The 25737-nt window shown below is 40.6% G+C and carries 30 protein-coding genes and 1 tRNA gene; 17 read left to right on the forward strand and 14 right to left on the reverse strand.

Annotated features, from left to right (window positions below):
• Nucleotides 1-342: 342 nt before the first annotated feature.
• The gene (locus AQULUS_RS01335; protein ID WP_148337894.1) at nt 343-957 is read right to left on the reverse strand and encodes a hypothetical protein; all 615 of its coding nucleotides are present in this window, start codon (nt 955-957) and stop codon (nt 343-345) included.
• Nucleotides 958-1079: 122 nt separating this feature from the next.
• Here AQULUS_RS01335 and AQULUS_RS01340 point away from each other — a divergent pair, with 122 nt between their 5' ends.
• The 3 genes from AQULUS_RS01340 to AQULUS_RS01350 all read left to right on the forward strand — a co-directional run bounded on the left by AQULUS_RS01340 (nt 1080) and on the right by AQULUS_RS01350 (nt 3615).
• The gene (locus AQULUS_RS01340) at nt 1080-1457 is read left to right on the forward strand and encodes a DotI/IcmL/TraM family protein (protein ID WP_148337896.1); all 378 of its coding nucleotides are present in this window, start codon (nt 1080-1082) and stop codon (nt 1455-1457) included.
• A 307-nt stretch (nt 1458-1764) separates the two neighbouring features.
• The gene (locus AQULUS_RS01345; RefSeq protein ID WP_332066321.1) at nt 1765-2928 is read left to right on the forward strand and encodes a tyrosine-type recombinase/integrase; all 1164 of its coding nucleotides are present in this window, start codon (nt 1765-1767) and stop codon (nt 2926-2928) included.
• 39 nt (nt 2929-2967) lie between these two features.
• Nucleotides 2968-3615: a Fic/DOC family protein gene (locus AQULUS_RS01350; RefSeq protein ID WP_148337897.1), complete on the forward strand. Its 648-nt coding sequence runs from the start codon at nt 2968-2970 to the stop codon at nt 3613-3615.
• Here the strand turns inward: AQULUS_RS01350 and AQULUS_RS01355 are convergent.
• Entirely contained in the window at nt 3587-3793 is a 207-nt protein-coding gene (locus AQULUS_RS01355) for a hypothetical protein (protein ID WP_148337899.1), read from the reverse strand. The genes AQULUS_RS01350 and AQULUS_RS01355 overlap by 29 nt on opposite strands.
• Nucleotides 3794-3964: 171 nt before the next feature.
• Here AQULUS_RS01355 and AQULUS_RS01360 point away from each other — a divergent pair, with 171 nt between their 5' ends.
• The 8 genes from AQULUS_RS01360 to AQULUS_RS01395 all read left to right on the forward strand — a co-directional run bounded on the left by AQULUS_RS01360 (nt 3965) and on the right by AQULUS_RS01395 (nt 9709).
• Nucleotides 3965-4105 (forward strand): hypothetical protein, encoded by a 141-nt coding sequence (locus tag AQULUS_RS01360; RefSeq protein ID WP_172622687.1) that lies wholly within the window; start codon nt 3965-3967, stop codon nt 4103-4105.
• A 224-nt stretch (nt 4106-4329) separates the two neighbouring features.
• Complete coding sequence (locus AQULUS_RS01365; RefSeq protein ID WP_148337901.1) at nt 4330-4587, forward strand: DNA-binding protein; 258 nt, start codon at nt 4330-4332, stop codon at nt 4585-4587.
• Nucleotides 4588-4640: 53 nt separating this feature from the next.
• On the forward strand, nt 4641-5633 hold the full coding sequence (locus tag AQULUS_RS01370) for a DUF3987 domain-containing protein (protein WP_148337903.1): 993 nt from the start codon (nt 4641-4643) through the stop codon (nt 5631-5633).
• Nucleotides 5634-5663: 30 nt separating this feature from the next.
• Nucleotides 5664-6116, forward strand: a complete 453-nt coding sequence (locus tag AQULUS_RS01375) for a DUF3987 domain-containing protein (RefSeq protein WP_148337905.1) — start codon at nt 5664-5666, stop codon at nt 6114-6116.
• A gap of 285 nt (nt 6117-6401) precedes the next feature.
• Nucleotides 6402-7055: a hypothetical protein gene (locus AQULUS_RS01380; protein ID WP_148337907.1), complete on the forward strand. Its 654-nt coding sequence runs from the start codon at nt 6402-6404 to the stop codon at nt 7053-7055.
• A gap of 325 nt (nt 7056-7380) precedes the next feature.
• The gene (locus AQULUS_RS01385; protein WP_148337909.1) at nt 7381-8019 is read left to right on the forward strand and encodes an Eco29kI family restriction endonuclease; all 639 of its coding nucleotides are present in this window, start codon (nt 7381-7383) and stop codon (nt 8017-8019) included.
• Between the two features lie 6 nt (nt 8020-8025).
• Entirely contained in the window at nt 8026-9252 is a 1227-nt protein-coding gene (locus AQULUS_RS01390) for a DNA cytosine methyltransferase (protein ID WP_148337911.1), read from the forward strand.
• Nucleotides 9253-9301: 49 nt separating this feature from the next.
• Nucleotides 9302-9709, forward strand: a complete 408-nt coding sequence (locus tag AQULUS_RS01395) for a very short patch repair endonuclease (protein ID WP_148337913.1) — start codon at nt 9302-9304, stop codon at nt 9707-9709.
• Between the two features lie 162 nt (nt 9710-9871).
• Here AQULUS_RS01395 and AQULUS_RS01400 read toward each other — a convergent pair whose 3' ends face one another.
• Nucleotides 9872-10411 carry a DUF4276 family protein gene (locus AQULUS_RS01400; RefSeq protein ID WP_172622688.1) on the reverse strand — a complete coding sequence of 180 codons (540 nt, stop codon included), beginning with the start codon at nt 10409-10411 and terminating at the stop codon, nt 9872-9874.
• A gap of 32 nt (nt 10412-10443) precedes the next feature.
• Nucleotides 10444-11640, reverse strand: coding sequence for an AAA family ATPase (locus AQULUS_RS01405; RefSeq protein WP_148337917.1), 1197 nt, complete (start codon nt 11638-11640; stop codon nt 10444-10446).
• A gap of 438 nt (nt 11641-12078) precedes the next feature.
• Between AQULUS_RS01405 and AQULUS_RS01410 the strand changes: the two genes are divergently transcribed.
• From AQULUS_RS01410 to AQULUS_RS01420, 3 genes are read left to right on the forward strand one after another with little or no spacing between them, the layout of a single operon-like run.
• Complete coding sequence (locus AQULUS_RS01410) at nt 12079-12480, forward strand: hypothetical protein (RefSeq protein WP_148337918.1); 402 nt, start codon at nt 12079-12081, stop codon at nt 12478-12480.
• Nucleotides 12477-13031 carry a helix-turn-helix domain-containing protein gene (locus AQULUS_RS01415; protein ID WP_148337920.1) on the forward strand — a complete coding sequence of 185 codons (555 nt, stop codon included), beginning with the start codon at nt 12477-12479 and terminating at the stop codon, nt 13029-13031. Before AQULUS_RS01410 ends, AQULUS_RS01415 begins: the two co-directional genes overlap by 4 nt.
• A gap of 43 nt (nt 13032-13074) precedes the next feature.
• Nucleotides 13075-13965 carry a hypothetical protein gene (locus AQULUS_RS01420; protein ID WP_148337922.1) on the forward strand — a complete coding sequence of 297 codons (891 nt, stop codon included), beginning with the start codon at nt 13075-13077 and terminating at the stop codon, nt 13963-13965.
• A gap of 149 nt (nt 13966-14114) precedes the next feature.
• Here AQULUS_RS01420 and AQULUS_RS01425 read toward each other — a convergent pair whose 3' ends face one another.
• The 3 genes from AQULUS_RS01425 to AQULUS_RS01435 all read right to left on the reverse strand — a co-directional run bounded on the left by AQULUS_RS01425 (nt 14115) and on the right by AQULUS_RS01435 (nt 16189).
• On the reverse strand, nt 14115-14711 hold the full coding sequence (locus tag AQULUS_RS01425) for a replication-relaxation family protein (RefSeq protein ID WP_148337924.1): 597 nt from the start codon (nt 14709-14711) through the stop codon (nt 14115-14117).
• Between the two features lie 275 nt (nt 14712-14986).
• Complete coding sequence (locus AQULUS_RS01430; protein WP_148340239.1) at nt 14987-15931, reverse strand: AAA family ATPase; 945 nt, start codon at nt 15929-15931, stop codon at nt 14987-14989.
• A gap of 12 nt (nt 15932-15943) precedes the next feature.
• Entirely contained in the window at nt 15944-16189 is a 246-nt protein-coding gene (locus AQULUS_RS01435) for a helix-turn-helix transcriptional regulator (RefSeq protein ID WP_197737270.1), read from the reverse strand.
• Nucleotides 16190-16321: 132 nt separating this feature from the next.
• On the opposite strand from AQULUS_RS01435, the gene AQULUS_RS01440 reads away from it, so the two are divergent.
• The 3 genes from AQULUS_RS01440 (at nt 16322) to AQULUS_RS01450 (ending at nt 18618) form a co-directional block, all read left to right on the forward strand.
• Nucleotides 16322-17107, forward strand: a complete 786-nt coding sequence (locus AQULUS_RS01440; RefSeq protein WP_148337926.1) for a hypothetical protein — start codon at nt 16322-16324, stop codon at nt 17105-17107.
• Entirely contained in the window at nt 17083-18234 is a 1152-nt protein-coding gene (locus tag AQULUS_RS01445; RefSeq protein WP_148337928.1) for a tyrosine-type recombinase/integrase, read from the forward strand. Before AQULUS_RS01440 ends, AQULUS_RS01445 begins: the two co-directional genes overlap by 25 nt.
• 87 nt (nt 18235-18321) lie before the next feature.
• Nucleotides 18322-18618, forward strand: coding sequence for a hypothetical protein (locus tag AQULUS_RS01450; RefSeq protein WP_197737271.1), 297 nt, complete (start codon nt 18322-18324; stop codon nt 18616-18618).
• 14 nt (nt 18619-18632) lie between these two features.
• On the opposite strand, the gene AQULUS_RS01455 is transcribed toward AQULUS_RS01450, so the two are convergent.
• The 7 genes from AQULUS_RS01455 to rpoD all read right to left on the reverse strand — a co-directional run bounded on the left by AQULUS_RS01455 (nt 18633) and on the right by rpoD (nt 25638).
• Nucleotides 18633-18851, reverse strand: coding sequence for a hypothetical protein (locus AQULUS_RS01455; protein WP_148337930.1), 219 nt, complete (start codon nt 18849-18851; stop codon nt 18633-18635).
• Nucleotides 18852-18898: 47 nt separating this feature from the next.
• The gene (locus tag AQULUS_RS01460) at nt 18899-19174 is read right to left on the reverse strand and encodes a hypothetical protein (protein WP_148337932.1); all 276 of its coding nucleotides are present in this window, start codon (nt 19172-19174) and stop codon (nt 18899-18901) included.
• A 145-nt stretch (nt 19175-19319) separates the two neighbouring features.
• Nucleotides 19320-19393 (reverse strand) — tRNA-Ile (locus AQULUS_RS01465).
• A gap of 143 nt (nt 19394-19536) precedes the next feature.
• Nucleotides 19537-21060, reverse strand: coding sequence for a hypothetical protein (locus AQULUS_RS01470; RefSeq protein WP_148337934.1), 1524 nt, complete (start codon nt 21058-21060; stop codon nt 19537-19539).
• 116 nt (nt 21061-21176) lie between these two features.
• A complete protein-coding gene (locus tag AQULUS_RS01475; protein ID WP_172622689.1) occupies nt 21177-23087 on the reverse strand; it encodes a DUF2207 domain-containing protein in 1911 nt (636 codons plus the stop codon).
• Nucleotides 23088-23118: 31 nt separating this feature from the next.
• Nucleotides 23119-23673, reverse strand: coding sequence for a LemA family protein (locus tag AQULUS_RS01480; RefSeq protein WP_148337938.1), 555 nt, complete (start codon nt 23671-23673; stop codon nt 23119-23121).
• A 90-nt stretch (nt 23674-23763) separates the two neighbouring features.
• The gene (gene rpoD / locus AQULUS_RS01485; RefSeq protein WP_148337940.1) at nt 23764-25638 is read right to left on the reverse strand and encodes an RNA polymerase sigma factor RpoD; all 1875 of its coding nucleotides are present in this window, start codon (nt 25636-25638) and stop codon (nt 23764-23766) included.
• Between the last annotated feature and the right edge of the window lie 99 nt (nt 25639-25737).

Raw genomic sequence — 25737 nt, forward strand, 5'->3', positions numbered from 1 at the left:
AATAATTCAATTCCTCTTTTTCAAAAAAACCTTGATAGTATTGAATAGATAAGCTTCTCGGCGATATTTACGTATTGTGTTATATTTTACATAAATCCCATGATGTCATTTCTGTTAATTATTCTAAACGTTCTTGCTATTGGAGTTTGTTTACTGGAAGCAATCCCAGGCGATGTTTCTTTCTACATGGCGCCTGTTGATACTTCAAATCAATACAAAAAATTATCTCTCAATCATATACTTTTTTAGTGTCGTTATAAGATTAATCGGTCAATCGTTAAAATAATAAGCATCTAGCTGTGTATATTCCTAGATGCTTACTAATTTATCATCCTATTGAATTCACCGCATTGGTCTATTCAGATTTTCTTTTGCAATCATTTTTGCATATACTTCAGGCATTCTCTTTGCAATTGATGCTGCGATATTCATCAATAATTCTTCAGGAAGCTCGTAAAATGGACTATGAGAATTTTTTTTACCTATCGCTAAAAATCGTGCAATTCTCTTTACTTGATAAACTTCTTCCATAAATTCATCTTCTTCCTGAGCTCTTTTGCTTTGCTTTTTCAGTTCCCTCATATTTGATTTAAACAGACTGTGTCTTTGATTCTCAGTAACACAGCCGTGACATGGGTTGCATCTACTACAGTGTTCTACTTCACTATTGTCTATGCCAAATAACTCATAAAATGCGGAAGTCATATTCTCAATTAGACGGCTGCCAGATTGATAGTGATTTATATAGAACCTGTAAAGCCGCCATGTTGCATCCTCAGGCATCTCATTATGTAATTTACTGAGTAGAAGATTAAGTGCGGTCTTTCGATTGATCGCTTCTTTTGATGGGCCTTCGAAAATTACTCGACAAGATTCATCATATTTATCTATTGCATTCTTGAAAGCTGAAATAATTTCAGCTGTTTTTTTATTCAATACTATCGTTCTAACCAACATATCAAGCCTCTCAGATTAAAAGATTAAAATTTCATATTAACATACCTGTCAAGAGGGTATGACAGGAACAATAGTGTGATCGCGGCATGTGCCAGTTAATTCAGAAATAAACACCTCTCAAGATCAAGAAACATAAAAAAGTAGTTCAAGCTGTAAATAATTACAATTATCAAAATTATGAAAGTCAATTGAAATTGGCATCAAGCTATTTTACCAACTCTGGTTGGGTGGGGTATAAGAAAGCACTGGATGTTTCTCGTAATTTAGATGCCATGATTAAAAGACAAACGACCATGTCTGGAAAGATCGTGAGCCCAATTCAGTTTTCTCAATCAAAAGATACTATCATTGCGATTGTACCTGTAGACGTTACTTACAAATTTCCAGGAGGAACCAAAATGCCGACTTCTACGTTAAAAGTTACATTGAGCATGATCCATACTCCAGAAGGCTTAAAGGTAACTCAATACATTGCGCAAATGCGGCTCTTCCTCAAATAAGGGGGGATTTTTAACTGGGCCCACTAGGACTTGAACCTAGGACCAAAGGATTATGAGCGTGAAAAATCGGCTTTTAATGGCTTCTACATTTTTCTAACTACTTAATAAACCTATTTACAATCAACTAATGACATTTATAATCCGTCCTATGGTTTTCTAATAAATTTTCTACATTCTTTCTACATGGCTTCTACATGGAAACGGGAGGAGTGAATGAAGCTGACAAAAGCGTTCGTGGAAAAAGCAGAAGCGCCGAAGGATAAAGACCAGATTTTTTTACCGTGACGGAGAGCTCAAGGGGTTTGCCCTGCGGGTCACGTCCAGCGGCGTCAAGAGTTTCGTGGTTGAAACCTTGATCGGCAATAAAGTCCGGCGCATGACGCTGGGCAAGTATGGCAAGCTGACAGCAGAGCAGGCGCGTAATGAAGCCAAAAAGCTCTTAGGCAAGATTGCGACCGGCATTGACCCTATTGCTGAGAAAAAAGAGAAGAAGGTTAAATCGATTACACTCAAGGAAGCCTTCGATGCCTATCTGGTCGCCAGAAAAGAACTCAAGCCAACCACTTTGCTGGATTATAACCGGCTCATGAAGCAGGTGTTCTCTGACTGGCAGAGCAAGCCGCTGCTGGATATAACAAAAGACATGATTGCCAAGCGTCACCGTATATTTGGTGAGAGAAGCAAGGCGAGGTCTAATTCAGCCATGCGTTTATTGCGGGCGATTTTCAACTTTGCCGCGGGTGAATATGAAGATTCGCAAGGCAGGTCACTGGTGCCGGAGAATCCGGTCAAGCGGCTGTCGCATACACGTGCCTGGTATCGGATAGACCGTAAGCAGACTGTGATCAAGGGGCATGAATTGCCTGCGTGGTTTAAGGCGGTCATGGAGGTTAAGGATGAGCGCAGTACAGGGAAATCATCCATCTTGCGGGATTATTTTCTGTTATTGCTTTTTACCGGTTTGAGAAGGCGGGAGGCTATTGAATTAACGTGGGACAGGGTTGATTTAAAGGACAAGACTCTCACAATCAAGGATACAAAAAACCGGCATACGCATGTATTGCCATTGTCTGATTTTCTCATGGAGTTGTTCACGAACCGTAAAGCTGATTCAGACCCGGATTGCAGATTCGCATTCCCCGGTGATGGCAAGACTGGCTACAATGTTGAACCACGCAAGGTCATGAAAAAGATTATTGACCAATCAGGGGTGACGTTTACGCTACATGATTTGCGAAGGACTTTTATAACGGTGGCAGAGAGCCTTGATATTCCGGCGTATGCGTTAAAACGATTGCTGAATCATAAAATGACACAGGATGTGACGGCAGGGTATATCGTTATGGATGTGGAGCGGTTAAGAGTGCCCATGCAGAAAATCACCGATCATTTGTTGAAACTGGCAGGAATAATGAAATCCGCCGAAGTTGTAAATATTGCAGATCACAAGAAAGATATAAAAGCAGGATAGTTGATTAACTATGAATTTAAACTATTAAACAGGAATTGTATGGATTTTAAAAAATCAGGGCGGTATGCAGTCCCATCAGATGAAGATTTTGAACCCGATTCAAATCAGGAGGTTCTTAAAAATAAACTCGGCATTAAATCGAAGGATGAGATCGAAATCTTGGAGGAAAGTGAATTAGAGCGCACTGAATCTGAATTATTGAACGAAGTGGATGAAGATCAGCAATTTACAGCTGAGTATATTTGCGCCATACACGAATTATGGTTGGGTGATATATATCCATTTGCAGGAAAATATCGCACTGTAAACATGTCTAAAGCAAATTTTATCTTTGCTCCCGCCGACCGTATTGAATTTTTAATGGCTGAATTAGAATCAAAGTATCTCGCAAAATATACGCCTTGCCATTATACGGATAATGACCAGCTTGCATTCGCTCTCGGGATTGTCCATATTGAGTTTATCGTGATTCATCCATTCCGTGAAGGAAATGGCAGAGTAGCAAGATTATTGGCAGATCTCATGGCTATGCAATCGAAAAAAGCACCATTAAATTACAGTGCCATTGATCAAACTGAAAATCCAGAAGGGTTCGACCAATATATCTTAGCGATACATGCTGGACATGGCGGCAATTATGAACCGATAAAGAAAGTATTTAAGATGCTGCTCGAACAGTCCGTTTGACGAGTTTATAGATTTTCTTGTCTTTACGATGGGTGATCTTTGGCACAACGGTACTATCCTGTTTGGGTTTGATGCCTTCAACGCCACAGGATGTTCTCACCGAGCGGGCTATCAGTTTTTTTCTGGTAGCCGCATCCTTGAGATAGGGATTTGTTTTAATCAGTGGTTTAGTAGTCATAAAGTCATTATAACACATCAATGACGGTTGTATATAATTTAAGTTATTGTTAATTATAGTGAAATTCGATGGCACTGTATAGGTCACGGTCATTTTACCAATTTGATTGAGGATAGAAAATCTATGGTTTGCCCAAAAGACTTAATATCTGGTTCGTCAAGGCATGATGAGATGGAAGCAAAATTAGATGACCTGAATAAAGCTATCGATACAGGCTTGACCCAATTAAGGAAAGGCCAAAAAATTTCGGCACAGGAAAGTTACGAGCGACTGAAAAATAAAATTACCAAAATAGAGAATGAAAATTTGTGACGCAATAAAACTAGCTACCCGACAAAACTGACAAAAGCACTTTTGTCAGTTGTCGGGTATGTCTCCGTTATTTTTAAATATACCTACATGGCCTTAACAGATTAATGCTCTCTTGTCACTGGGGAGATTCCCCAGGGGAAATTCCTGATGCAAATGTGCAGTTAACTTTCTTTATAATTCGTTCTGCAACCTGTCATTACAACAGGAATAAAGGAGCATGCTATATGAAAAAACAATATTCTCGCATCGAACATATAAAGGAATTTGAACTTGCCCCGGAATGGGCGTTATTTTCACAGGAAACAGTAGCCGCAATACGAGATTGTTCATTGGCAACGTTGGAGCGAGAACGCTGGATTGGCATAGGGATTCCATTTGTTAAAATGGGCAGGCTGGTTCGATATAAGAAAGAAGATGTACTGATATGGATAGGAAAGCATAAATCCAGGCAGTCAACTTCTGATGGTTCGGTAATTTCATAGTTTTTCGAAGTTATTCATATAACCCTAGGAAAATACGAACTTGGAGAATAATTATGAAAATAAAAAATTTATTTCACGCATTTCATTCTGGTGCCGATAAGAATGACGTTAGTTCCACAGATGCTGAATGGACTGAACCAGAGTCTATCCAAAATGTATTAATGGAAGTTCATCCTTTGCCGGTAAACCATATTCCAGAGCCATATCGTGACTGGATTACGGATGTTGCCGAGCGTATGCAATGCCATCTGGATTTTGTCGCGGTCGCCGCCATTGTCTTGACCTCTGCATTGATTGGCAGCGGATGCGGCATCAAGCCTAAACAACAGGATGACTGGCTGGTGATACCAAACCTATGGGGCGGCCTGATTGGCCGTCCTGGGATGCTGAAAACGCCTTCTGTGGGTGAGGTCATGCGGTTACTAAAGCCTTTGGAAGCGTCTGCCAAGAAGGCTTACGATGCGGATATGGCTCGTTATCTGGCAGATATGGAGGTCTACAAAGCCACCAGAGAAGCCATTAAAGCAGAGTTGATCAAGAGAAAGAAACAGGAACTGAAAGGAAAGTCAGCGGCTAATTCACTTGAAACTTCTGCGCTTACTGAAGAATTGCATGCGGCGTCAGAACCAGTCAAGCCAGTCTGGAAGCGTTATAAAACCAACGACCCTACCGTGGAAAAATTAAGCGAATTATTGGCAGAAAATCCACGAGGATTACTACTGCGTCGCGATGAACTGGCTGGGTTACTCGCAAGCTGGGAGCGAGATGGTAGGGATGCCGACAGGGCATTTTTCATCGAGGCATGGAATGGCGATGGTTCAATGACTATTGACCGAATAGGGCGAGGGACTATTCATGTGAAAAATCTCTGTGTGTCCATTTTTGGCAATACACAGCCGGACAAAATTACACCCTATCTGTATCAATCCATGTGTGGCAAGGACAATGACGGGTTATTCCAGCGATTTCAGTTGATGGTATATCCTGATGAGCCAAGCAATTGGAGGCTAATTGATCGGCCTGCCAATGAGTCAGCCATTCATTAAAAATACCGGCTGGAGACAAAAGACCATCCTATGCTGATTGAGCATTTATCAAAGTATCGCAGTCTATTTCCAAGCCTTGCGCTGATATTCCATCTGATTGATAAGGCAGATGGTGCGCAGCGGGCTGGCGTTTCAGCAGATAGCGCATTAATGGCTTTAGCTTGGTGTGCTTATCTGGAGCGCCATGCCAGGCGTATCTATGGCTTGGTCAACCAAAGCCTTAATCAGGCAGTGATCAAACTGGCCAGAAAGATTCAAGAGGGTGAGCTTACTACGCCTTTCACCATTCGAGATATATACCGCAAGGAATGGAAGATGCTGACGGATAAAAAGATCATCCTGGCGGCTTGCAATGAGCTTGAGTCGGCGAGATGGCTGCGACTTGAATTACCAGAGTATCAAGGTGGCAGGCCTCAATCACCTATGTATGTGATAAACCCTAAACTCCGAATCAATAGCCCAACGGAAGAAAATATTTTTTAAATCAGGAGGGGGCACCCGACAACTGACAAAAGTGGTTTTGTCAGTTTTGTCGGTTAGAACGGGGATCCATCAAAAAAGTCCACAAGCTGTGGACTAAAGTGGCTACTCGGATTATAGGGGGTAGGGGCTGGAAAAGCCTGTGGTATCGGGGTTTCCTCTTCCCGCCGGCGCCTGACCACAATAACAAATCATAAAGAGATGTTATTGTGGTCAGGCGCCGGCGGGAAGGATACCGGGGAGCGACTGGACAGTTTTAAAAGCAAAAAATATGACGGGAGAGTAAATATGCAATTAACGAATCGGGATGTTGAAATAATGAGATTCATTAATCGCTTTGGTTTTTGTGAAATTGTGCAGATTGAGAAATGGTTTGGTTTAAGAAAACCAAGAAGCTATAAAGTGATGCAGCGATTGATAGAGGCAGGACTGGTGATACATGAGCGTATTTTACATGGTAGGCATGGGATATATCGATTGAGTCGAGAAGGAGCAAAACATACGGATTTACCAGCCTTAGATAAAATTTATATGGGGAATTATTATCATCAGTTAATGGTGATTGAAGTTTATATGAAGTTGATTAAACTACATCCGGAAGCAGCCTGGATCAGTGAACGAGAATTAATACGCGATAAGTTCAAAAAATATAAAATGCAAGCGGGGCAACGCGGACATATGGCAGATGGTGTCTTGTTGTTTCCGGATAATAGACAAATTGCGATTGAAGTTGAATTAACCATGAAAGGAAGTTGGAGGTTAGAGAAAATCATTAAAAATTTGATCACGGATTTTGATTTTAAAGGTGCTTGGTATTATTGCGCGCCCCAGATTATGAGAAAAATGCTCAAAGCGGCAGAGGATCACGATACATATATTAAGATTTTTAGTTTGGCTGAATTGTTCGAATTTAACGCAATGCCGTATTCTGATCTCATATAAAAGACGAGCATCGGTGAAAAATAGCTCTAACTAGTAGAGGATAGTTATGAATCAAGATGTAAAAATCAAACTCCTGACAGATTGCTAAAAACATATTCAGCACTTTGCTAGTTCTGGTTTGTTATCCTTTGTATCCATTAAATTTTTTTTGATTATTTCCAATTCTCACATATTTTCAAGTAAATGAACAAATATTGCACATCTAACAAAATATGTACCCACAAATTACAAATCTAAACATTATTGAAAAGATGAGGCTAAATAAGTTTATTTTGCCTCTTTTTAGTTTAATATTAAAATATAGACTTTATTTAATGCAGATAGTATGAAAAATGTGAAATTTGACAGGAATGAACATGTCTACACAAGCGAAGCATTTGTAGGCATAGTGAAAGATGCTATAAGATTCTTCAATGGTACCCCTGTTCATTCTCTTCCACCTCCCGAGAGCTTTCTTGGTACTGGAGTTTATGCAATTTACTATACAGGATCGAGCAGCCCTTATGAAAGATTTTCCGAACTAAATCGATTATCATATGATTACCCACTTTATATTGGAAAAGCAGTTCCTAAAGGGTGGCGTCAATCACGAATTAGTCATAGCTCGCTGCATCAATCTCATGAACTTTACAATAGACTGCGAGAACATGGACGTAACATTAAGTTAGTATCTGGTTTTAATATTGACGATTTCAAATGTCGATTTGTAATTTTTGAAGACGCAGCATCGGATATGATTGGTTCACTTGAAGCTGCTTTAATTAAATTAAATAAACCATTATGGAACACAGTAATAGATGGATTTGGAAATCATGATCCAGGCAAAGGTAGATATGAGCAGGCAAAATCAGAATGGGATGTTATACATCCAGGTAGACAATGGTCTGAAAAATGCAAAGGTGCTCACAAATCAGCACACGAAATTTTCTCCAAAATTGAAAAATACTTCAAAAATCTTGGATGATAGCATATGAAATCTGTAGAAATTTTTTCTGGTGCTGGTGGTTTAGCTAAAGGTCTTGAAATTGCGGGAATAAACCATGTTGCTTTTGTTGAAAATAACAAGAATGCATGCGCTACTTTAAAGGCAAATTTTAAAAGTAGAAATATTTTTTGCGGAGATATAGAGGATTATGAATATTGCAATTTGCCCACTATTGATATTGTCGCCGGCGGACCTCCTTGCCAACCATTTTCTCTTGGAGGAAAACATAAAGCCAATCAAGACAATCGAGATATGTTTCCCTATGCAATAAAAGCGATCGAAACGCTTACACCAAAAGCTTTTTTTTTCGAAAACGTTAAAGGATTATTAAGACCCTCATTTTCGGATTATTTTAAATATATTATTCTCCGCCTAACTTATCCTGAATGCCAGTCAAACTCTAAAGACTGGAGAAAGCATTTACTCATTCTAAACAATATAAACTTTTCATCCTATACAGGGATTAAATATAAAGTAACTTACAAATTATTAAATGCGGCTGATTATGGAGTTCCTCAATGTCGTGAGCGCGTTGTCATTATTGGCCTAAGATCCGATTTAAATGTTGATTGGACATTTCCCACGCAAACCCATTCCGAAAAAATGTTATTATGGAATATGTGTATTTCGGGCGAATATTGGGAAAAATATAAAATTCCTAAATCTAAAAGAAATCATCCCTTAATTGTATCTAAAGATACTAAAGATAAAGTGATAAAATTAAAAAATCAATTCGATATGTTTTCACCCCAATTAAGACCATGGCGGACGGTCAGAGATGCATTATCAGATATTCCTGACCCGAGATCATTTCACAATATTCGAGATCATATATTTCGAGATGGTGCAAAAATATATCCTGGCCATAGTGGAAGTTATTATGACTGGCCATCTAAAACAATAAAAGCTGGTGACCACGGTGTTCCGGGCGGTGAGAATATGATCAGATACCATGATGACACAGTGAGATATTTTACTATTTTTGAAGCAAAAAGAATTCAAACATTTCCAGATAACTTTTATATTCATGGTTCATGGGGCGAAGCAATGCGTCAAATAGGTAATGCTGTCCCAGTTGCTCTCGCGGAAGTAATAGGAATGAAAATTACTGAAATATTGAGCGAAAAAAATAAATTTTTCAAAAGAAAAGGAGATAAAAATACTGCTACTTTTAAGGATAAATTAAAAAAACAATGTGCTGAATTACTATAATCGATTCCACATAATTTGACATCTAAACTGATAATATCAAACACCAATAATGAATGACTCTATTTCAAAAAAGAGAAGTGCTCAAATGGCGCTTGTAAAATCGAAAAATACGAAGCCTGAAATGCTCGTAAGACGACTTGTTCATCGAATGGGATACCGCTACCGTCTTCACAAATCTGATTTGCCAGGAAAGCCCGATTTGGTGTTTGTTTCACGAAAAAAAATTATTTTTGTTAATGGTTGCTTCTGGCATGGACATAATTGCCACCTTGGCAGAATACCAAAATCACGAATTGAATTTTGGACTAATAAAATAACAGGCAACATTAATAGAGATAATAAAAATATTGAAAAATTGAGGACATTGGGCTGGTCTATTCTTTTGCTCTGGGAATGCGAGCTTAAAAATAGAGAATATCTTACGCATATTGTAAGTGATTTTCTTAATGATGGGTAAAGATCAACCTTCTCAGCTGTTGGACGAAGCCGGAACTTTTACATGTTAGATAGCAATAAAATCTTTAATCAGTTTTTGTCAAATTAAGATTGCACTATGACCAATTACCAGGATGGCCAGTATAGTTTGGTGTATCTGCATTTTTGAATGATGAATTTGATATCAATTAATTTTGATTGATTTTTGCACAAACTTTTTTAGCTCTCTGATGAAATACTGAAAACTTTTTGATTTATTTTTGTCAGTATTTATTATCTTGCCCATATTACGAGCTGCGTCTGTCTTGCTGAATGATGGTACATAATCTTTAATAATCTTAGATGGTTTTATTAGATCATCCGGATTTCTTCGAAAAACATTTTTCTTTTTAACTTTATCGAATTCTTGATATATGGATGAGAATCCCTCTGGATCACCAAGATACCAGGCTTCCAGCTCGCGACACGGGATGGGAATAAATACAGGAGCTGTAGAATGTTTGCATAATTGCTTAATTTCAGCTTTTAACTGCACACAGTCTTTATTATCTTGATCGTGTATGATTATCACGCTAACTTCAAATTTAGAGGCTATGCCTTTTATAAAGGGAGGGATGGCACCTATTAAGTCCTCTTTTCCATCGTGATGACGAAGGGAATAGTGCTCCTCATCAATAAAAGTAGGAAATAACCTCGGGAGGAGGTCTCTTAAAAAAAGAGACATAGAGTACTCTTCGAGCAAAAAATAAAACTTCATTAGAACAAGCCGCCTTCTCGGAAATAACCTCTTCTCCAAAGTGCGCCGAGTTTCTCACCCTCTTCCCAAAGGCTGACAACCGATGGAATATCTTTGGCTCTACAAATGCTTGAAATCCCATTTTTTTTAATAATACAAAATACCTCTTCTATATCAAGAGCATTTAAAAAATCAGGCGAATGTGTTGTGATAAAAACTTGGCCGCCACGGCGAGAGTAAATTCTGAGTTCATCTACAAGTTCAGTTAATAATTGAGGATAAAGATAATTTTCTGGTTCTTCAATGCATAACAAAGGATGGGGGTTTGGGTCATATAATAGAACTAGATATGCAAACATTTTAATCGTTCCATCAGAAACATAACGGGAAATAAAAGGATCTTTAAAGCTTCCGTCTCTAAATTTTAATATTATTTGGCCGGCATCGTTTTGTATTGCTTCAACATTTCCAATTCCAGGGACTCTTTCTGACATTTTTTTGCATATTTTATCGAAGATTGTTTTATGGTTTTCAAAGATATATTTTGTAACCTGTGCTAGATTTTCTCCTTTGCTACTTAGATGCGGAGCAAATCCAACATCTCCTATTGTTCGGGCAGCTTCAATTTGAAGATTAGAAACAAACCAACCTTCAAGTAACTTGCGGAATGAAGATATTGCTTTGAATCGTTCGAATTGTCCTAATCCTTTAATAGCGAGAATATCAGGTGAGCTTAAGGTTTGTTCTTCACGATTTTCCTCAGCATCTTGTTGACCATATTGATCTTCGTTAGTAATTGCTGTTCCCTTGCCTCTATGAAAGTTTAAAAAATGCCAAGGTTTTCCTCTCATGCCTCGTCGATATTTTAGCACTTCAGTGTGAACAATTATTTTGTTTTCTTCCTGCCCGACTTTAAGTTGATATGTTATTAGTGGTGATGATTCTAATTCTTCTTGTAGGTTTCTAAATTTAATCTCGATTTCAATCAAATCATTTTCATTGCAGCCTCGAGTTATTACTTCCTTAAAACCACCCCTGCGATTAATTGCAATTGATACATTTTCTTTTAGTGCATCGCTTAAGAAACCAAAGACATCAAAAAAAGTTGATTTCCCAGCGCCATTAGCTCCAACAAAAACGCTCATTGGTGGCAGACTTTTAACAGAAGCATCTTTAAACATTTTATAGTTTTTTATCGATATTTGTTCGACCTTCATTGTGCTCATTTGCTCACCGATTGCGAAAGAGGATACTGATTTTAACCATTATGCTATTAGACAGGATTTTTTTTAAGTTTTTAATGTAAAAGATTAAATTTCAATTTCTACATTACTTCTACATGAACTTTCTGAGATTTGGCGATGCTACGTAACTCCTTGATTCTACTATGGGCCCACTAGGACTTGAACCTAGGACCAAAGGATTATGAGGAGGGTAGAGGAAAATTCTGGGTTTGTCTAGAGATTTCTAAGTTGTTAATTTAAAGGATATTTTGTCTTTGGTGATGTTCTGGCGTTGTCTATGAAACACCCTGTTTTTCGGTGCTTTTCTTGGCATGATTACACAAGAATTACACACAAAATATTGGCTTGCATATTATGATATGTATGTTATACATGTTATAATTGTTATATTAACGCAGGAGCGGTTTTAAGATGGACATAAATATTACCCAGTGGGCACTTGATTCATATTTGGACTTAAAGCAAAAAAAGGTTTTTTCTGATCAAGAGTATAGACAAATTATAAGACCAGATGTATTGCGATTATTAACATATCCAAATGATCTTAAATTTACACAGAATAAGTTTTGGTCGCAGGCTACTATGGGAAACGGTATTGTTATTGCAGATGGCTATAAAATGAAATGGCACCAAATTGGTTGTGGGCTTGTTCAGTTGAGACTGATGGTGGGTATAGTTGGAGGCGAGGCTTATCTATGTGAGGCTTATGTTAAGAGTGATGATAAGCTTGATAAAAGGATGATGGCTAAACTCAAAGTGTATTTGGATTTAATCAGGAAGGGACGATTTATAACTAGGGGTAAATTAGTATGACAGCACAAACATTAAAGAAGCAAAATGGGCATAAGATTTCCCATGGCAGCTCACATATAAAAAAAGAAGAGCACGCTGCATTGGCTAAACAAATGAAGCTGTTTTCTATTGCTAAAAAAATGAATAAATCTGGTTTGTCAGATTCATTCATCGTTAATGCTGTTCGTGTTGCATTAGAATTTGATGGCGTTGCCGATCTTATGAGTCTCTGGGCAGAAGAGACAGAGAAAAAAGAAAGAGAAGAAATTATTGCAGATATCCAGGACATGATCGAAGCATGCGAACAAAAAGATAAACATGAAGAAATGTATATCAAGTTTAACGACCTTGAGGCAATTGCTCGAGATATCAGAGCTTTTAAGGATACTTTATATCAAGAAGTGATGAAGCGAGGTGGAATAAATAAATTATCTGAATTGACTGGTATCCCGCAGCCATCTTTATCACGTTTTTTTAATTCAAATGCAATGCCGAGGAGGTCAACTCTTTTATTAATTGCTCGGGCGCTTGATCTAAACGGATTGCCGATCGATGTGAAATGGAGTAAATGAATTATAAATTCAGCAGTGCTTTCTTATAAAAAGGGTTAAGTTCATGAGTGAGAAGCTGGTTTTTTCTAAATTTTACAATACAGACCAAACTAAAAATGAAGATAAGCCGAAATTTAGAAATAGGATTTTAAAATACCTAGAAGATTTTGTTCAAATTTTTTATCCAGCTGAAACAAATCGTCTTTGTCGTTCTGAGCTTGGGATTACTATAAAGCAAGAAAATCTTGGTCGTCATAGAAATGATATAAAATATTGTGTTGAAGAGACATTCAGTGTTTCAGGTATCTCTATTTCAGATATTTTGGATTTAATTACTATTGTTTATGATTCGATTCTGCCACATAGAGATGAACTATCAGATGTTCATAAGGAAAAGTTTGAAAATTATATAAATGACATAAATCGCATTCTGAAAGAAGAGGCGATGTGTTATGTGCTAAATGACGATGGACGCATTCGATATTATCCGGATGAGGAATTTTACAAATCTGTGAAAAGCACACTTGCATTGTTAAATCTGCCAAAGTATTCAGATAATCTTAAATTGTTCAATGAAGTTCTGGGTGAAATTTATAAAAATCCAAATAAAGAATCGCCGATACATGAATTTTTCAAGTGTCTTGAAATTTTTACTCTTTCAATGAATAACGAGAAGAAATTTACTATTTTGAACGATTCATTAATTGATACCTTGCTGAACAAGATCAAAGAAAAAATAAACAGCGATTCCTCATATGGCAATCATGATAAAGAGGCGGCGGAAAATATCCGCGGTATATTTTCTAAATGGGTAAAAATGTGTCACAAATATCGTCACGGTAAGGCAGAGCAGGTGAACAATTCTGTTCCTCCTGAGCTATTTAACTTGATTCTATCGATGGGTATTTCAATATACAGATATCTATTAGAAGTCGACAACAAGTACAGTATGTGATTCATTTGTAAAGGCAGATAGGGTCAATTTTCACATAATTCCAATTACCTGTATTTTATAGCGAATTCCCTAAAAAGATTGTGCCAAAACCCCGCCAATATAACGAATTCCGTTATATTACGTGAGTTTTGGCACAGCCTGCCAGTAACTCACAGCCTATGTATCTTGATATACGGCCGCTTCTCCGCCGCCTTCTGCATTTTCGGCAAAATCTCTGGTGAGCAGAAATACCAGATTTCCTTTATCTCAAGCTGACTCGCGTATGCCTTGAATATTTTTTCAAGCCGCAATTTTCCTTTCATTGTCAGTTCCACTTCAATCGCTATTTGTTTATCAACTGGAAAGACCAACAGCCCATCAGAAATATGTCCAAGTCTCCCAATCCCTTTGGCAAATCTCTCACGTTTCAACCTGCGTTCGCTAATCCATTGTGCTTCAGGATGTAGATGCATTAACTTGAAATAGATATCGATAATAGCAAGCTGATGATCGTATATCGCTATTGGCACATTACTCATTGCTGGTAAATCAAAATGGCTGGCACCCTGTTTGCTGAGATAATAAATTCCATTGCGCCCATGAAACACCCTTTCATGGATGACCAGCTTTTCTTTTATTAACCGTTGCATAATCTGATAAGACCTGGGTTTCTTTAAATCAAACTTCTGCTCTATCTGAGTAATTTCACAAAACCAAAACTCATTAATAAACTCCAGAATATCTATGTCACGCTGGGTCATTTTCATATTCAAAACCTCTCTTCTTTTGCTTTTTACCTGAGATGAATTTCCATTGGTCTTGCTGCGGCGCTCTGGCTCCTGACCAACCGATAAGTCGTAGACGCTTTTATTGGTTGGTCAGGAGCCAGAGCGCCGCTCTAACCTGCGTGGTTGTGGCTTTAGAAGTTATTGATCTCCTATATTTTGTGTATAGGGGCTGTTAGAGAGTTGCGTATACTTTTTAGCTAGCAGTTGCACGGTTGCGGTGCTAAAGCACAGCAACCGCGCAACTTCATGCCATACTATTGGATTCTGCCTTCCTGATGAGCGGTCTTGATGTAACGGCTGACACCTGATTTATCAAGATTCATCTTTTCAGCGATTTCCTTTTGCTTGAGTCCTTGTTTGGCCATGCTAATCACTTGTTCATACATTGTTCCTGGAATCGCACGCGTCTGCCATTCGTGGACGTCATTGTTAATAATTAACTGAGCTTCAAATCCCTCTGCATCATTACCCATGAAGCATCGTGCTTTTTCAAATGTTACTTGGAAAATAGCGCCATCTTTGGCGTTGTAATCATCAGGTCGCTTCAATGCGATGACGGTATCCAGAATATCTTCCCGCTTGCTGGTTCCTCGTTGATGACCGCCTTTGCCAGCATGATGAATAAATAAAATGGATTTTCCAGCTGCTCGTTGTGTTAGCGCCCAGTCTTGAACGGGTAACCAGGAATCAGCTTCATTTTCTTTGCTGTTGCGGCATAGGGTTGAAATGTTATCGATAATAATTAAATCAATATCTTTCAAGTGAGGCTCAAGCATTTCTTGCCCTTTGTAAGTGGCAAGATCAGGCATGGCACCGTGTTGCAAATCAGGCGTTAATAATTGAAATAACGCTTTTGGTTTTTGCGTCGGATCCTTCATTAATGCTTTTAACCGTTCTTGCATGAGTGTTGCCGGCATTTCGCCATCCAGATACAAAACACTTCGAGGCTTGGGTGCACTCCAATTCAAAAAAGTGGTACCATTGGCAACCGCATGTGCAATGCCTAATGCAACGTGAGTTTTGCCTATGCCGCGTGGTGCGTAAATCATGGTGAGCCCCTGCACGGGCAGCCATGGTGCAAGAATGTTTTCACGCGGCGGCAATTCTCTTTTAACGAACTCATAAACACTGGTAACCTCCAGTGCCTGTGGTTTGGGTAAGATTCGATTCATGATTTCTCCAATATGTAGCATGCTCATTATTTGCCCTTTCTACTTATGAAAAGATTGTGCGGTAGAGATGAGTCGTCCTTCTGCGTTTATCCAAGCATCTAAATCTTCCTTGAAGTAAAACACTCTTCCACGTTTGATGAATTTTGGGCCGGTGCCGCTTCCGCGCATCATGGCCAATGTTTTTTCTTTAAGGCCGAGATAAAGTGCTGCATTTCTGGTGTCTAATCTGCCATCTGGAAACATGATGATTTGGATAGCTTCCACGTTTGTACTTCTTATAATCATGCGAACTTCCTTATATAGAATTAAATAGTGAGAAGGGTGCGGAGAATAAAATAATTGTAATGTAAACCATTACAATATAAGATTCGCAAAATTAGAATTATGTAGAACTAAAAAGAAGAGATAGAGGTAATAATGGCTAGGAAAAAAGGTGGTGCTAAATTAAATCGCAGTGAGATTATTCAAGCACGGCTTGGTCCGCGGTTGAAATTTGGTTCTGAGCTAATCGCGAATAAAGAAAAGTGCACTCTATCCAGTTTGGTTGAAATGTCATTGGAAAAACTCTCTGAGAGTTATAAATTTAAAGTCAGTAAAAAAATTCATCCTTCCGAAGAAATGAGTGTGTCCGATCTGCTTGAGCTGATTTGGAGTTCTGATGAAGGTGTAAGATTTATTAGAAGAGCATATATTTTACCAAGTTCGCTTACATTTGAAGAAGAAGATTTTTTTTATTTCCTTACTTGTTATAACTATTTTTGGTCTTTTTACGAAGTTAAATATAAAGATGAGAGTGGCAATATAACCAGAACGGAATATCGTAGACATCATGCTCTAGAAAGCCTGATAGAAGAGAATTTGACTGAGCATTGGTATGCACTTAAAAATGAAGACGTAACTCTATTGCAAAAAATTCCAAATGAAATGGGAAGGATTATTCCTCCTCCTCCAGGTGTTGATTTCGAATTCGAAGAACCTAAGAAAGCTTATATTAATGTTGATGGGATGTTTCCAATTGATCATGCAGATATTTGGAAACAAAATATCCATCAGTTGATAAAAGAAATATGGGTGCCGGTCGAAACGCCAGAAGGGAAGAAGCATGAGAAAAAAATAGTTTTCCCTACTCCTGAAGAACAAAAGGAAATGGTCGATAAAATTTATCAGGAACATATTTTATGGCACTCAAGTTCACGAAAATAACTCGTATTAACCAAAGAAATCTTAATGCTGGCGATAAATTAGAAGAGCATGGCATCACATTTGAGCGATTAGTTAATGGTGATGGCAGATATAAAATAAATATTATGGTTGATGGCCAGCGTATTCATCGTGTGGTTGGTAAAGAATCTGAAGGTGTAACTCGAATTCAAGCAGAAGAATTAATCGCCAAGCTACGCACGGATGCCAGACATGGCAGGCTAAATCTGCCTAAAGGCCGCAAGTTGCAATTTACTTTTGCAGAAGCAGCAAAAAAATATTTGGGGAAGCTAGAGGAAGAGGGCGGTAAGGATTTGGTCGCAAAAAAATATCGGCTTGATATGCATGTGATTCCTTTTTTTGGCAGTATGGTTTTAAATAAAATATGCACGTTTGATATTGAGCGATACAAGAAGGGGCGCAGAGAGTCCAATGCAAAGCCGGGTACAATTAACCGTGAATTGTCAGTGATTTCTCATTTAATTAATAAAGCGATTGATTGGAAGTGGCTGGATCACAAGCCTTGTAATATCAAGCGATTTAAAGAAGATAGCGGTCGTATTGTTTATTTGACGACAGAACAAATTTCTAATGTTTTGGAAGCCGCGAAAGCGGATCAATGTACGTATATTTATCCGTTTATCGTGATAGGTCTTGGTACTTCCATGCGGCGAATGGAAATTCTGTCTATTCAAATTAAAAATATTGATTTGGATAAGCGTGTGATTTTTATTCCGCATGCAAAAGCAGGTGCGCGTGAGCAACCAATACCACAATATTTGGCTGATTTCCTGAAAGGATACATTGAGACTGCCAAGCCTGATCAAGTCTGGTTGTTCCCTTCAAAACATTCTGAATCAGGGCATATCATGAATGTTGAGAAGCAGTTCCGGCGTGTAATTGCAGCTGCTGGATTAAATCCCAAAGAAGTGTTGCGCCACACGTTGCGTCATACAGCGATTACCCACTTGGTGCAAGCGGGTGTAGATTTGCCAACTGTTCAGCGTATTTCAGGGCATAAGACTTTGCAGATGGTGGTGCGGTATAGTCATCAGAATGGCGAGCATATTCGGAGTGCGATGGATGCGTTGGAGCAACGTTATGATTTGAAACAAATTAATAAAATTTAATGCTAATGGTGAAAGGTAACAGATTTTCAATAAGATAATAATGGGTGATATATAATTATAAAAAGAACTAAAAAAGGAGGGGTGGCTATGAGGGTAGATAATTCCAAATCAATTTTTCCTTTTTATTTTATATTAATATTACTATTTTGCTTATTATCTTCTATGAACATGGCTTACGCTCTTGAAACTTATGAATTACAAGCATCTGTAAATGATGAAAAATTTATAATTAATGATGAAAATTTTGAAGCGAAAACATATTGTTTCGACATGCAAGAAGGAGATCAAATAGCCTTCTTAGATGGGAGTGCTTTAGGTGCTTGTGTTTCAGCTACCTTATACAACACAAGAACAAAAAGAACCTGCGAGGTTTGGTGTGAGTAAAATAATAATCCAAATTAGGATTTAACTAAGTTATCTATATATTTTTTTGCCAACTCGATAAAAGCAGAGTCAGCTGCACTTTTAGTGAGATATTCACCGTCAAAGGTTTTTAATACCTTGCCTTCGCCATCTGTTGTTTGTCTTACAATTTGTCCTCTTGGAAAATATTTGCCATTTAATGATTTTTCAGACGCTGGTTCAAAGCTATATCCTTTGTATAATGGTTTATCCATAAGGTACCTCCATAATGAATACGTGAATCGTTATTGTTGATTGAAACTTAATTATCGTCTTTGAAAATCTTGGTTACGCCTTTGTGGTGTTGTTTGAAGGTCTGAATACAACCATTTACTGCTCCTGTATTTGAGCCCTGACCGCCAACAATAGTAGCTATAACTATAACGATTGCTTGATAGAGGTCACTAAGCTCATTTTTGTGACTTATGTCCTGTCTTTTAATTTCTTTAGCAAGCTTATTGCTTACGTACGAGAACCAGGCAATAACAATGGTGGCTACAGCTGTAGCTTTAATCGAAATTTCAGTAAGATAATCCATAGTTAGGCAGCGTCCGTTCTGACTTCATGATTAATTATATCAAATTGGAAACGTTGAGGTTTGGAGTAGTTGCTCAATTACACCAAAATTACACATACTCTTATTTGCCGCGGCGGGAAACACTCACAACTACTTGATTCTACAATGGGCCCACTAGGACTTGAACCTAGGACCAAAGGATTATGAGTCCTCTGCTCTAACCAACTGAGCTATGGGCCCGTTCGGGAAGACTTAAGAGTGCCAATAATATATCGAAGTGAAACAGGTTTCTAGTCTTGGTTGACGTGTATTTCGGGTTATTCCTGCAGGCAGGCCGGCCGGCAGGAATGTGGGTTCCGTCTGCCTGCAGTCCAGATCAAAAATTAATCACGCTTGGGTTTGATGGAGGGTTCTTCGGGATAATCATTATCATCATCGCTGGTTGGGCAGCATGAGAAGATAACACTTTTTATCGAGCTCCAGATGCTGCAAGACTGTTCCGGCACGTGGCTTGCCATGAGGTCTGATCCCATGTCTTCAGCGCCGTCAGGCATGACCAGGTTGACTGGTTTACCGGATGGTTTGCGCTTGCTGACAGCGGGATGCTGATGGCTGCCTGTGCTGGTCTTTGTTTCATGCTCAGAGATCGTGTCCTTTTCCTGTTTGCCCTTGTTTTTGCTGTTTTTCCTGCGCGCAGGCGGGTTATAAATAAAGGCCTGCCTTTTCTGGCACCGCTTTGGCCTGACATAATCGTCTGTTTGAGATTTTTCCGATTCGGCCTGTTCTGTCGTGTTTGCTGCAAATTCAATGGTAAATAACTCGTTTACCTCTTCCCTGGAAGTCTGGGTCGATGATTTTCTCGCAGGAAGCGTATTTTTGACCGGCTCATTTTCATAAACACTATAAACACCCGGATTAAAAAAGGCGTAAATGCTTGTACTGCGGTCAGCACGCTCCTTGATTTGCGACATTTTCAGTCTGGCTCTGCATGAGCCGGCACTGTTTCCCTTTTCATTCCTTCTGGCAATTCCTTCTTGCTGCATCTGCATCAGCGTGCACATGAAGGCATGCTTGTTTTGCTGGCATGTCTGACAGCACGGCATGACAAGAATTTCATATTTTTTGTCAAGATTGTTAATGGTCATGCGTTCTCCATGCCTGAATTTCATCGCAATACCGGATTCGACAGCTTTTTGCTTTACCCGCATGACTTTTCCGCCCCGGCCGTTGCTTGTATAACTGATGTTCAGGCTGTTTTCATAGGGATAAAAAGCACAATTTACCACGCCTTCAACTTTCAGCCCGTCACCGTATTGTTCATACAGTTTCGCCAGCACCGCGCCAAAATCATATTCCGAGCATGTTCTGACGGCGCCGGTGAGCTTTCTCATATGACTGGTAAATCTGGGACTGCCTTCAATAATGACGGCGTAATGATAAGCATCGTTTCTTCCGCGCCGAAATTTATTCAATGTATTGGCTATGTTGTCCAGCTCTCTCATTAATTCGGATTTATCATAATTCTCTTCGGATTTTCCGGAGAGCGCGATCAGGCAGATATTTTCACCGTTTAAAGTCGCGGTGATAAAAGAAATGCAGTTTGGCCAGACTTTCCTGCCTTCTTCAGAGGTATTTTGTTGCTTTGATTCTAATGCCTCGGTAATGGCGGCGCAAACCTTCGGCGTGTTAATCACTAATGACAGAAAGGTCTGGGCGCATTTTTTGCTGTTACGCGTGGCGCGAAAATAAAAGCGGTTATCTTCGGTATGGATGTTGCCCAACAGAGACAAGCTTTCATAGATTTCAGTAGACAATACTGAATAATCACCGCCAGAAGAAGCAAGCGCGCCTAATGTGGATTCATCAATATCAATGATGCGGTTGGGTTGGATTTTTCGTCTTTGCATGAAAGCCACTCTCATCATCTTGGGATTATAAGAATGGCCGTATTTTATAGTATAAATATTAAGCAAACATTAATAATTAATTAATAAATGATCATAAAGAGTGCTTCGATACCGTTTCACCAGCCGCCGCCCCCGCCGCCGCCCCCGCCGCCTCCGGAAGATCCTCCGCCGCCGCTGGCTGAGGAAGAGGATGAAACGGAAGCGGCAGCCAGTGATGAGGCAAGACCTGCACCCAGGAAAACGGGCAGGGCGGCGACATTCCGGGTAGACCATGCCGGGCCGGAATACCACCCGGGATGATAGCCGGCGGGTTCTATGCCTGACTGCCGTAAAATGTCATTAAACTGCGCGCTCCATTCATTTTCCACATCCAGTGCAATGGCGTAAGGCAAATATTTTTCATACAACTCAGGTGTTTTTTGCGGGGCGGACATTTGTTGCAGACGATATTTTTCTGTTGTTTTAAAAAATAACTTAAATCCCTCGATTTTATCCATCAGCCTCCTGCCGTCCCGGGTCGGTGCTTTAAGGATGTTCCAAAACAAGATATTCAGCACCACAAGCAGAAACAGCATGGGAATGGTGAAAATGGGAATGGCGCCTCCCAGTGCGTATATTCCCAGGACTTCCCCCAGCAGAAAAGGCAGGGCAAACAAGGCCATAAATACGGCGCCTGTAGTTTTTAGCCATGAGCGCGTGATATATGCAAGCCGAATGGCATTAAATGCTTGCCACAGCAAAAAGGCGCAGCCCGCTGTCCAGCCGCTGAGCCAGAAAACCGCAAATCCCGCATTCGCGGGATCATCGGAAAACAGAATGGCGGATAAAAATGCCAGGGCTGTCATGATCCAGCCCCCGGCAAGGTATTTTCTGTTGGTGAGAAAATACTTGTCCTGATAATTCGCGCGCAAGATCCTGTTTAGTTCTGAGCGTGCCTTGCGAATAGTATCGTGATTTGTCTGGGAGATCTGAAACGAAGATCCGGAGGAAAACAGTTTCTGCGCCAATGCTTGTTCTTCGTCCGGCAATGGCCGGTTTACAGAAGCAGTCAGCTTGAGTTCAAAGTTATTGTCCTGATTATCAATGGACAAATACCCGCTCGCGGCCATATTGACGATAGCGGCGCTGAATGTCTTATTGTCGAATCCCATGCGCTCGATATACCGCAGGGCTTCGGGTGTCAATCCTTCCGGTGGTTCAAACAGCGGAACAATGGTTCCCTTTTCCAGGTCTCTTCCATAAGCGTGCCAGACAGAAAAATAATAAATAAACACGGCGATAGTCAACCCTATGATGAGCCATTCAGCATTCTGAAACTGCATCAGCAACCCTGTCATGCCCTGCGGCTGTTGTACTATGCCTTTTTGCCAGGCGGCCGCAACGGTAAAACCTTCTCCGGGCAGCAAAGGCTTGGTGGTGGTAAAGGTGATTTCATTATCCGCAGTCTGGCTGACGGTAAAATTCTGGCCTTTTTCGCCTTTTGCACCGGTATAAGCCGCGTAATGAGAAATTTTTGCCTGAGCGGGCAGTTGGATGACGGCTTGAGCTCTGTCTATGGTGAAATCCCAGCCGTTTCCCGTGATATTCCAATAGATTTCATCGCCATCGCGCAAAAAATTGACTGCGTTATTCACGTGATATCGAATGGTATAAACGTAATCGCCCGATGGGAGAATCGTATTTCTCTCGCCTATATAAATATCGAGTTCGTTATTGCTCTTTTGCACATGATAAACGGATGGATTTTTATTTTTGAGTATTTCCTGGATATTGTATTGAGTGTGCCGCGTGATGCCGTAGCTGTCGGTATAGCGGGTCGGCAGCCGGCGTACAATGCCATGTACAATACGGTTTCGATTCGCGTACACCGAAATGAATTCGGTGATATCAATGGAGGCATCCGGATTGACCAGAACATGACTGACAAAATCGTAAATTTTCTCAGAAGCAAGATCGGCCCGTGCATTGTTTCCCAACGCAAGCGCAAGCATGCCTGTGAGGGAAATCCAGAAAAGAATTTTTTTCATGAAAGCGCCTCCTGTATCCTGTCTGTTCGAATCAGACCAGCTTGACAGTTGGAACTTCACGTTCTTTTGCATCTTCGATTTCAAAAAATTCGGCGGGAGTGAAATGAAAACTTTTAGCGATCAAATTGCTTGGGAAAGACTGGATAGCGATATTAAGATCCCTGACGGCGCCATTGTAATATCGCCTTGAAAGCTGAATCTGGTTTTCAATGGAAGTAAGAGTGTTTTGCAATTCAATGAAATTCTGGCTTGCCTTCAGATCAGGGTAGTTTTCCGAGACCGCAAACAGCTGCCGCAGGGCGCTGGTGAGCATGTTTTCATTGGCGGCCCGCTCGGGGACGCTGCCGGAAGCAAGCGCCTGGCTGCGCAATTCCGTGACTTTTTCCAGCACGCCGCGCTCGTGTCCCATGTATCCCTTGACGGTTTCAACCAGATTGGGAATCAGGTTCGCACGCTGCTTAAGCTGGACATCAATGCCGCTCCAGCCCTCGCGTGTGAGGTTTTGCAAGCGGACCAGCTGGTTATAAGTGAGTATAATATACAAGATGACAACGGCGAGAATGATCAGCAGACTGATGATCAACATGGCGCGGCTCCTCTGATTACCATTTTATTATACCGGATTCCCGCTGATCAGGTTGGGTAAATTTCAATCAGCGGGATGGTATTGAGAGGTTTATTCCTGTTCTTCCAGGAAGCTGCGCAATTGCTCCGCTCGGGATGGGTGACGCAGTTTTCGCAGCGCCTTGGCTTCGATCTGGCGGATACGTTCACGGGTCACGTCGAATTGTTTGCCCACTTCTTCCAGGGTATGGTCCGTATTCATGTTGATGCCGAAGCGCATGCGTAAAACTTTGGCTTCGCGCGGCGTCAATGATCCCAATACCTTTTGTACCGCTTCTGATAAGCCAAAATTGGTGGCTGCGTCTATCGGAGACAAGGTGTTGAGATCTTCGATGAAATCACCCAGATGCGAATCTTCATCATCGCCGATAGGCGTTTCCATGGAAATCGGTTCCTTGGCAATTTTGAGGATCTTGCGGATTTTATCCTCGGGAATATTCATGCGGCGGCTTAATTCTTCGGGTGTGGGTTCCTGCCCGGTTTCCTGCAAAAGCTGACGTGAAATACGGTTTAACTTGTTTATGGTTTCTATCATGTGAACCGGGATGCGGATGGTGCGCGCCTGGTCGGCGATGGACCGTGTAATGGCCTGGCGTATCCACCAGGTCGCATACGTTGAAAACTTGTATCCGCGCTGATATTCAAATTTGTCCACGGCTTTCATCAGACCGATATTGCCTTCCTGTATGAGATCCAGGAACTGCAGTCCGCGGTTGGTGTATTTCTTCGCGATGGAAATGACGAGGCGTAAATTCGCTTCCACCATTTCCTTCTTGGCGCGGCGGGCTTTCGCTTCGCCAATAGAGAGCCTGCGGTTTACTTCCTTGATTTCAGCGATGGTCATGCGCATCTGTTCTTCCAGGGAAATCAGCTTTTTCTGCGCGCGCAGGACATCCGGAACGAATTTTTCCAGGTCGCTGTAGTAGGCCTTGTTTTTGTGCTCTTGTACCCAGTCGACATTGGTTTCATTATTGATGAAGGAAGTAATAAAAGCCTTGCGCGGCAGTTTTCCTTTATTCACGCACAAATCCATGATCATGCGTTCCTGTGTGCGGATTTCATCCAGCATGCTGCGCATTTTTCTCGACAGCTTGTTAAACTGGCGCGGCGACAATTTAATATCCATGAAAAACTTGGCAAGATCATCACGCTGAGCAATGGTTTTTTTATGCTTCTGGCCATGTTTCTTTTCTATGGCGAGCGTGTCGGTATAAATTTTACGAAGTTCTTCGAAGCGTTCTTTCGCCTTCACAGGATCCAGTCCGGCTTCGTCATCAAACGGATCCGCGTCTTCGGCGTCTTCATCCACATCGGCTGCCGGTTCGGCTGCCTTGGCATTATTGACTTTACCGCCGCCGCCTTCCTCGTCTTCGCTTTCTTCATCGACATTTTCGAGATCAGGCTCAATATAGCCGCTGATCACGTCACTCAGGCGCAGTTCGCCTTTTTCAACACGGTCAAAATCATTCAATACTTCAGCGATCATCTGCGGCTGGTACGCAAGCGTGGTGAGCATCTGGTTCACGCCTTCCTCTATGCGTTTCGCAATGGCAATTTCACCTTCGCGTGATAGCAGTTCGACGCGTCCCATTTCCCGCATATACATGCGTACAGGGTCGGTTGTGCGGCCCAGCTCGCCATCCACGACAGCCAGGGCGTTGGCAACTTCTTCTGCCGCGACTTCATCTTCCGAGGCTTCACCTTCTGCGAGCAGCAATTCCTCCATCTCGGGCGCATCTTCAGACACTTTAATGCCCATGTCGTTAATCATGCTGATGATATCTTCGATCTGTTCGGGATCGGTGATATCCGCGGGCAAGTGGTCATTCACCTCGGCGTAAGTGAGGTAGCCTTGTTCTTTGCCGCGTGTAATGAGTTCTTTTAGGCGAGATTTCTGTGATTCTTTTTGGGAATCTTGTTGATCCATAGTATGGTAACCTGTCTGAAGTTAAAACGGTTGTCTGTATATAGTATAGCCAAATTCATGCAAAACAAGACAATCGTATATTATCCACTATTTTGAATA

The sequence above is a fragment of the Aquicella siphonis genome, assembly GCF_902459485.1.
Taxonomy (GTDB): Bacteria; Pseudomonadota; Gammaproteobacteria; order DSM-16500; family DSM-16500; genus Aquicella; species Aquicella siphonis.

What these genes read in the sequence shown, in the direction of transcription:
- AQULUS_RS01440 (WP_148337926.1), top strand. Translation starts at nt 16,322, where the DNA reads ATGGCTAGGAAAAAAGGTGGTGCTAAATTAAATCGCAGTGAGATTATT.
- AQULUS_RS01480 (WP_148337938.1), bottom strand. Translation starts at nt 23,673, where the DNA reads ATGTTGATCATCAGTCTGCTGATCATTCTCGCCGTTGTCATCTTGTAT.
- AQULUS_RS01445 (WP_148337928.1), top strand. Translation starts at nt 17,083, where the DNA reads ATGGCACTCAAGTTCACGAAAATAACTCGTATTAACCAAAGAAATCTT.
- rpoD (WP_148337940.1), bottom strand. Translation starts at nt 25,638, where the DNA reads ATGGATCAACAAGATTCCCAAAAAGAATCACAGAAATCTCGCCTAAAA.
- AQULUS_RS01415 (WP_148337920.1), top strand. Translation starts at nt 12,477, where the DNA reads ATGACAGCACAAACATTAAAGAAGCAAAATGGGCATAAGATTTCCCAT.
- AQULUS_RS01365 (WP_148337901.1), top strand. Translation starts at nt 4,330, where the DNA reads ATGAAAAAACAATATTCTCGCATCGAACATATAAAGGAATTTGAACTT.
- AQULUS_RS01410 (WP_148337918.1), top strand. Translation starts at nt 12,079, where the DNA reads ATGGACATAAATATTACCCAGTGGGCACTTGATTCATATTTGGACTTA.
- AQULUS_RS01430 (WP_148340239.1), bottom strand. Translation starts at nt 15,931, where the DNA reads ATGAGCATGCTACATATTGGAGAAATCATGAATCGAATCTTACCCAAA.
- AQULUS_RS01400 (WP_172622688.1), bottom strand. Translation starts at nt 10,411, where the DNA reads ATGTCTCTTTTTTTAAGAGACCTCCTCCCGAGGTTATTTCCTACTTTT.
- AQULUS_RS01450 (WP_197737271.1), top strand. Translation starts at nt 18,322, where the DNA reads ATGAGGGTAGATAATTCCAAATCAATTTTTCCTTTTTATTTTATATTA.
- AQULUS_RS01475 (WP_172622689.1), bottom strand. Translation starts at nt 23,087, where the DNA reads ATGAAAAAAATTCTTTTCTGGATTTCCCTCACAGGCATGCTTGCGCTT.
- AQULUS_RS01455 (WP_148337930.1), bottom strand. Translation starts at nt 18,851, where the DNA reads ATGGATAAACCATTATACAAAGGATATAGCTTTGAACCAGCGTCTGAA.
- AQULUS_RS01395 (WP_148337913.1), top strand. Translation starts at nt 9,302, where the DNA reads ATGAATGACTCTATTTCAAAAAAGAGAAGTGCTCAAATGGCGCTTGTA.
- AQULUS_RS01420 (WP_148337922.1), top strand. Translation starts at nt 13,075, where the DNA reads ATGAGTGAGAAGCTGGTTTTTTCTAAATTTTACAATACAGACCAAACT.
- AQULUS_RS01350 (WP_148337897.1), top strand. Translation starts at nt 2,968, where the DNA reads ATGGATTTTAAAAAATCAGGGCGGTATGCAGTCCCATCAGATGAAGAT.
- AQULUS_RS01380 (WP_148337907.1), top strand. Translation starts at nt 6,402, where the DNA reads ATGCAATTAACGAATCGGGATGTTGAAATAATGAGATTCATTAATCGC.
- AQULUS_RS01375 (WP_148337905.1), top strand. Translation starts at nt 5,664, where the DNA reads ATGCTGATTGAGCATTTATCAAAGTATCGCAGTCTATTTCCAAGCCTT.
- AQULUS_RS01385 (WP_148337909.1), top strand. Translation starts at nt 7,381, where the DNA reads ATGAAAAATGTGAAATTTGACAGGAATGAACATGTCTACACAAGCGAA.
- AQULUS_RS01435 (WP_197737270.1), bottom strand. Translation starts at nt 16,189, where the DNA reads ATGATTATAAGAAGTACAAACGTGGAAGCTATCCAAATCATCATGTTT.
- AQULUS_RS01360 (WP_172622687.1), top strand. Translation starts at nt 3,965, where the DNA reads ATGGAAGCAAAATTAGATGACCTGAATAAAGCTATCGATACAGGCTTG.
- AQULUS_RS01355 (WP_148337899.1), bottom strand. Translation starts at nt 3,793, where the DNA reads ATGACTACTAAACCACTGATTAAAACAAATCCCTATCTCAAGGATGCG.
- AQULUS_RS01460 (WP_148337932.1), bottom strand. Translation starts at nt 19,174, where the DNA reads ATGGATTATCTTACTGAAATTTCGATTAAAGCTACAGCTGTAGCCACC.
- AQULUS_RS01390 (WP_148337911.1), top strand. Translation starts at nt 8,026, where the DNA reads ATGAAATCTGTAGAAATTTTTTCTGGTGCTGGTGGTTTAGCTAAAGGT.
- AQULUS_RS01470 (WP_148337934.1), bottom strand. Translation starts at nt 21,060, where the DNA reads ATGCAAAGACGAAAAATCCAACCCAACCGCATCATTGATATTGATGAA.
- AQULUS_RS01370 (WP_148337903.1), top strand. Translation starts at nt 4,641, where the DNA reads ATGAAAATAAAAAATTTATTTCACGCATTTCATTCTGGTGCCGATAAG.
- AQULUS_RS01405 (WP_148337917.1), bottom strand. Translation starts at nt 11,640, where the DNA reads ATGAAGGTCGAACAAATATCGATAAAAAACTATAAAATGTTTAAAGAT.
- AQULUS_RS01335 (WP_148337894.1), bottom strand. Translation starts at nt 957, where the DNA reads ATGTTGGTTAGAACGATAGTATTGAATAAAAAAACAGCTGAAATTATT.
- AQULUS_RS01425 (WP_148337924.1), bottom strand. Translation starts at nt 14,711, where the DNA reads ATGAAAATGACCCAGCGTGACATAGATATTCTGGAGTTTATTAATGAG.